At 39.9% G+C, this 6,630-nt stretch carries 3 protein-coding genes and 4 pseudogenes; 3 read left to right on the top strand and 4 right to left on the bottom strand.

What is annotated here, in order from left to right; genetic code table 11:
* Nucleotides 1–342 precede the first annotated feature (342 nt).
* Together tnpC and QUA78_RS31270 are read left to right on the top strand one after the other, a co-directional pair.
* Nucleotides 343–1,632, top strand: a pseudogene (tnpC, locus tag QUA78_RS31275) (IS66 family transposase); the annotation flags it as partial.
* 348 nt (nucleotides 1,633–1,980) lie between these two features.
* Nucleotides 1,981–3,093, top strand: a pseudogene (locus QUA78_RS31270) (IS630 family transposase).
* 411 nt (nucleotides 3,094–3,504) lie between these two features.
* On the opposite strand, the pseudogene QUA78_RS31265 reads toward QUA78_RS31270, so the two are convergent.
* From QUA78_RS31265 to QUA78_RS31250, 4 genes and pseudogenes are all read right to left on the bottom strand, one after another.
* Nucleotides 3,505–4,339: pseudogene (locus tag QUA78_RS31265) on the bottom strand (IS1 family transposase).
* A 6-nt stretch (nucleotides 4,340–4,345) separates the two neighbouring features.
* Nucleotides 4,346–4,621 (bottom strand): annotated as a pseudogene (locus QUA78_RS31260) (IS1 family transposase); the annotation flags it as partial.
* A gap of 161 nt (nucleotides 4,622–4,782) precedes the next feature.
* Nucleotides 4,783–5,466, bottom strand: coding sequence for an ISL3 family transposase (locus QUA78_RS31255; protein WP_333306538.1), 684 nt, complete (start codon nucleotides 5,464–5,466; stop codon nucleotides 4,783–4,785).
* 17 nt (nucleotides 5,467–5,483) lie between these two features.
* Entirely contained in the window at nucleotides 5,484–5,936 is a 453-nt protein-coding gene (locus QUA78_RS31250; RefSeq protein ID WP_333306537.1) for a transposase family protein, read from the bottom strand.
* A gap of 60 nt (nucleotides 5,937–5,996) precedes the next feature.
* Between QUA78_RS31250 and QUA78_RS31245 the strand changes: the two genes are divergently transcribed.
* Nucleotides 5,997–6,575, top strand: coding sequence for a hypothetical protein (locus QUA78_RS31245; RefSeq protein ID WP_333399215.1), 579 nt, complete (start codon nucleotides 5,997–5,999; stop codon nucleotides 6,573–6,575).
* Nucleotides 6,576–6,630: the final 55 nt, after the last annotated feature.

Raw genomic sequence — 6,630 nt, 5'->3', positions numbered from 1 at the left:
CTAATTTAGGATGATTGCATTTACGTCATACAGCCGGCGTTACACAAAGGCTTTAATTATTTTTGGAGATGTCTAATATATAGTCCAAATAAAAGTCCATAATAATAAATGTATTCTTTGTTACATTATACACCATAAAGTCAGGAGAGCCGCATTGCTGCGACGAATTGCTCTTAATGCTTTAAATCTGGAGCAATCTTGCAAACGTAGTAATCGCCAAAAATCCAATCGCGCCGCTATGGATAATAACTATATGCTGACTATTCTCGCTGCTTGTTTATTTCCCCATGATGATGCCTCTCAACCCGCTTGTCAATAGCCTTTGAGATGCGCTTACCCTGGCTGAAAAACCGCTCCTCATCAAACAGTTCCATCCCTCCATCAGCCGACCAAATTAAAAAGCCTAGCGACAAAAGCAAGCGGAAAAAAGGAAAAAAACGGGGTCCAAAATACGACCATCCGGGCAAGACACGAAATGGATTTGGTGAACCCGACCGCATCATAGAGTTAAAACCAGATCGCTGTCGAGTTTGTCAGGCAGCAACCGAGTCAATCAGAGCAACACCAACCAAAGTGCAACAAGTAGCCGAGTTGGTGGAGCAACCTGTAGAAATCAGAGAATATCGTCGCCCCTTCTGCCAATGTGTTGATTGTGGCTGGTCAGGATACTCTCAACTACCACCAGGAGTCATTGAAGGGTTTAGCTACGGTGGCAGGTTATGTAGCGTGGTAGGTTGGCTGGGATATGGTGGTAACTTACCTTGGAGAAAACAAGAATATTTTGTAGAACACGTCTTGGGAGTACCCATCTCTCAAGGAAGTTTAGCCAAAATGCAGCGCTACTTTCAGCAAAGCTTGCAGCCAATTTATCAACAATGGCTCACTTACGTGCAACAGCCGGGAGTGCGCTGTGTAGACGAAACAACTTATTGCATTGATGGCATCAAATATTGGTTGTGGGTAGCCACCAGCGACCGGGTTTGCGTACTACCCCACGCCCCGACTCGGAGTAGTGCCGAACTTCAGCAGTTATTGGGACAAGACTTTTCCGGCATTCTCAGCAGTGATTGTTTTAGTGCTTACAACCCACAATCGGCAGCGGCGAAACAGAAATGTTTAGCACATCTGGAACGAGACTTGGAAGCACTCAAGCTGAGCCGTTTTGAGGAGAATCGTCTCTTCGCTCAAGCTGTGAGTGAGATTTTAGCCACAGCCAGAACTTGGTATCGCGACTATCATGCTGGGAAATTGAGTTGCCTTCAAATCGCTGGCAATCGTCCGGTAATTGAAGCTCAACTGCAAGCAGTTTTGCACAATCCACCAGTTACGGGATGGCCCTATGATGCCCAACGATTAACTAACCGAATGCAACGTCATTGGACAGAGTGGTTCACTTTTTTAGATTATCCAGAAGTGAAACCTGATAACAATGATGCCGAAAGAGCTTTACGTCCGGTAGTTGTACATCGAAAGGTAACTGGCGGAGCGCGCAGCGATTGGGGCGCTCAACTGGTGGCTCAAATGTTTAGCTTTCTTGAAACAGTTCGGTTGCAAGGACACGAAGCGATCGCACAACTTTATCAGTTACTTTTTTTAGCAGGTCGTAGTCCTCCAGGTTTACTATTTAACTGAACTTAATTTTGGGCTTGTGACGGCAGCTATTTTCAGCGGGAGCCTCTATTTTTAGCTTGGGAAATTTCCCGTTTCTGCAACACGCGCAAGTATTTCCCTCACCATTTGTGGCTCCATTTGCGATACCGCAACGCAGTTGCGGTGAGCAGTTACTTACATTTGAAGCTTTTATTATCAGGAAAATTGTGCCAAAACTATGGAAAGGTGCTTGTGTAGTGATGGATAATTGTCCCATTCACCTGGGAGAAGAAGTGAAAAAAGCGAGCGAAAAAAAAGGGGCAAAATTAATAAGCTGTTTCGCATTTAAACTGGTATAATAAATCATAAAGTTACATAAAAACCAGAAGTATGCCAGCGAAAAACCATCTAAATTCAGAACAAGTCAAAAAGCTTCAACAAGCCTTAAAACAAGAAAAAAATGGAGCAATTAGAGAGAGAATTTTAATTTTATTATTGCTCAATGACGGAAAAACGCAAAAAGAAATTGCTAAATTTATCGGTTTTCGTAAAACAAAATCTGTTTCTGGTGCGTGCATGGATATCCAGATAATTTAGAGAGTCTTAAAGATGATAAAATGAAAGGAAACAATCACAAAGCTACAGAAAAATACATAGAAATATTACTAGAAACAATTGACAAAGCTCCTCAAGAGCTAGGATATGAATTTGGTCGGTGGTCAACTAAAAGATTGGCTACTTATTTAGAAGAAGTGACGGGAATCAAGTTAAGTGGCTCACAAGTTTGGAGAATTCTCTCAAAAAAAAAGTACGTTTACCTGTGGTCAAAATATAGCCTAGAGCACAAACAAGATCCGGAGAAAAGAAAAGTTTTCAACAAGAAACTAGAGGAATACTTAAAGATAGAAAAAGAAAATCCTAATTGCCTTCAGGTATGGTAAAGGGCGTGAAAGTGGATTTAGTTTAAGGGTGATAAAGAGGAAGACGTGGGGAAAAAAAGGACATCGCAAAAAAGTGAGAGGGGATAGAATAAAAGGAAGAGTGAATGTCATGGGAGCAATCAGGTATTCAGACAAAAAAAGATTTGTTTAATTTCTGAGTAAAAGTAACTATAACAGTTTCTATAAAGTCTTGAAACTGTTTTATCAAGATTTAATAAGTGAATGGGTAGAAGGGGGAAACAATCGAGAAAATTTTACAGAAAAAGGGTATAAAATAGTGATTGTGTTAGACAATGCCAGCTTTAAAAAAAAACAAGAATATCTCCAAAAAATCACAACAGAAATGCCTAATATTCATCTAGAATACTTGCCTGAATATAGCCCCGACTATAACTTGATTGAATTGGTATGGCATTCAGCCAAAGAATATATTGCTAATCGACTTTTTAAATCAATTGAAGAATTAGAAGTTTTGTTGAATAAGCTTTTAAATGAAGGAGAATTGGTTATCAAATGGGGACGCAAACTTAAAAACAAAGGAAATGCTGTTATCACAATTTAAATGCGAAACAGCTTATACTTATCACCTTATTCACCAGATTTTTCACCAATTGAAAATCTCTGGTCACAACTTAAAATCATTCTCCGTTCTATCAAGACTACTAATTATTAAGAATTAGGAAAAGCACTCTTAGTTTGCGTTAGGGTCTGCGTTACATCGTCAAATATTTTTAACTGGTTTACACACTCCTGTTATTGTACCTCATCTTTTTGAGAAAGACTATAAATAAATACTCAAACCATAAGTGGGGTGGGCAAGGTAACCCGCCCGACATATACACTTTAAATGCCCAACATATTATATAAGCTCTTTTGGTAGTCATGCACAGTAATGATATCGTTTTCTTATGCAAGAATTATAGTGATGTAAAAAGTTAAAAATTGCCCCAATATGGTTTTGCAGGGTCGTGCATCAAAGAACTGTGGGGTAGAGAGCCAAGTCGTTCCAAGTCCATCTGCGCTCTGTTAATCCCGCTCTCTGCGCCGCCGTTGTTCCTAAACGATGATGAACCCAAATCCAGTTGACATAGCTGACCACCAGCCTATTGATCACCTTTGTCTGTTCCCAAATTTTGGCAAATTTATTCTGTCGCCGATGCCCGGAAGCCCTGTTTGTTGTCGCACAATCCCGTTGGTTCGTTCTAGCCTCTGGGTGTTCTCTTTGCCGATTTGATGGTGAATTTCTGAAGTTAGTACTCGCTCATAACCGCCCCAACCATCGGTTTTCCAATTGAGACAGTCGGTTTTCCGGCAGGGTGCTGTTGACCAATTCTTCGATGAAGGCATCCGTGTGTTTTCCCACTCTGGCTGCCAGAATTAAGCCACTATCTGATGCTAAACTCAATCCGATCCAACAGTCTCCGGCTCTTAACTCCTGTGCTAGACAATTTTTCTGTTTTTTTCGACGAATGACCACATTTCGTCGGCAATCACTTCTTCTGTTTCTATCTGTTTGACTTCACAGATTGTGAATCATCAGTGCTTTTTGACGCTTCACCTTGAATAAGGGAGACTACCGTCCCGTAGGCTCTGCCACTGATACGGCTAATTCCCCGAAGGCTACTTCCCTCTCCATGAGCTTGAAGGATAGTATGAACTTCATCTTGAGTTAGATGACGACCATAGTAGAGACTGTCAAAGTGTTCGGGGAAAGTTTTACCACAGCAAGGACACTTGTATCTCTGCTGCCCTTTCTCCGTTTTTCCATGTCTATGGACTTTATCGTGACCACATAGTAAGCAATTCATCTGTTTTTAGGATTGACGCTCACTCAATTCGACGTATCCCACAGATTTTTGTTGCACGACCTTTTGCAGTTTTTTTGAGAAAGACAAGGTTTTACGAACCAAACGAGAAATTCGCTGCCGTAAAGTATTATTAAGTCTTTCAATATAACTGGTTTTTCCCGATTCTTTACCTACAGGTCGATGTCTTTTAAAAGGTAGGACTCCTGAATAAGATTCCCAAAAATCAGTATAACAAACAGCACATTGTCTATAGACAGGAGGTAAAGATTGCCAGAGCTCGGACGCAGATTTTTTTGGGAGCGTGTCACTTTTGCGATAAGTATAAATACTCAAGAAGAGTAAAATAGTGGCTTTGAGCCATTGTTGAGCAAAATAGGCGAGAATAATAGTGTCTTATTAATGGCGATTGAACGGCTCTCTGGAACTTACGGTGATATTTTTACCTAATCAGAAAAGCAAGCTAATACGCGATCTCGAAAGTTATCAAAGTTAGAAAAGCCATATCCTTGTCGCATAATCAACTTAATTCGATTATTTATCCCTGACATCACTCCACTGGTTGTGCGATTAAGAAAGTAGTTACAAATTCCTTCAAAATGATTGATAATTGTCGCCGATGATTCTTGGAAAAAGAGAGGCGCATAATTCAGCCAATTCTTAAACTTTTCCTGCGCCATTTTGACGGTCATATTGGTCTCGTATATTTCTCGAAACTCTTCTTTCATCTCATAAGCAATTCTTAAACATTCGGATTTCTTCAAGGTGACTTCCAACCTGTGAATTTGCTCGATATTAAGGTTACTTCGATTACTCAACAATAAATATTTACTCCCTCTATCTGTAATTCCTATTGCTCTACGCAACTTATTTAAGTCTTTATTAACTGTTTTCATCACGTGAAAACGGTCAATAACAAGTTTGGCATTTGGGAATACTTGTTCTATAACTTTTGGAAATCCTCCCCACATATCAACACTCACTTCCTCAACTTGTTCTCGAACCTCAAATGGCTGTTTTCTAAGGACTTCCACTATATCTTGTTGACGGTGAGAGTCAATCATTTCAATCAATTTACCCCCTTCAATGTCACTAAGAACAGTTACCAAACTTCCTTGTCCTTTTCTCATACTTATCTCATCTATACTCACTCGCTTGGCTGACTCCCAACAGCTTTTTTTTTACCGGAATGGACATGAGCAAACATACCTTTGATTTCGTCATAACTCAATCCTTCTTCTCGCCCAATTTGTTCCATACTCGACTGTTGAACGCGCGCATAAATATTTTGTTCGTATCGTTGGGTATGTCGTCTTTTTTGATCCAAGAATTCTAACTTTTCTGTACTATAACGTTGACAACTAGGGCAGTAAAACTGCCGACGAGGCACTTGTAAATACACAGAACGACCAAAAACTGACAAATCTCTGGCTAATATAGGTCGATTTTGATGAAGTTCTTCTGTATACTTATTACAGTGAGGACAAACTATTCCTAACGCTACAACACTCAGTTGAAAGTAAATTTGTCCTTCAACTTGAGTACAAGTTTCAACCTTGACTCCGGGCAAGTCTAATAGATAGTCTAAATGAAAGCTCATCACTCTAACTGTATTGGTTAATCTATTTTACACCATAAACTCAGGAGAGCCGATTGAACCATGACCCCAGAACAGCAACAGGCGATTCAAACACATGTAGAAGCTATTTCTGCAATCCTGTATGCGGATTGTGAACCTGGATCGTTAAAGACATTAGAAGATATCGATCGAGCTAGCAGTAAAAGAAAGAGTGTTAACTCATGTAACACCACAGATCGGAAATTTTTTATCTACTCAGCTAGCGGGACAAAAGCAGGAAGGGTAAAGAAATTAAAAAGTACATTAGGTGATTTAAGTATCACCGAGAAGCAAGCGGCTCGACTAGGGTGTGGTACGGGAAGTAGATTAAGCCCGCATTTAGAAAACTGCTGTTTAAGACTGAGTGCTAATGTTGCCTATGAAAGTGCATCAAAAGATATTAAATACATCACTGGAGTTACTGTCCCATCGAAAACACAACTCATATTAGTACATTATCAAGAATTCAATAAACCCGTAGCAACATTAGATATTACTGAACTAAGTGTAGATGGTGGCAAAGCCCGGTTAATCACACCACTCGGAGAAAAATCTGAGTGGAAAGACTATAAAGCAATTGTTTCAGAGGCGGGAATAGTAGCTAAGCTGTTAAACATCTAAACTGCATTAACTAAGTTGCCTTTATTTTTTATCTTTCGGTTCCATTTCATAATTA

Source organism: Microcoleus sp. K4-B3 (genome assembly GCF_036704615.1).
In the GTDB taxonomy this organism is placed as follows: Bacteria; Cyanobacteriota; Cyanobacteriia; order Cyanobacteriales; family Microcoleaceae; genus Microcoleus.
This window is presented reverse-complemented; position numbering and strand designations above follow the sequence as displayed.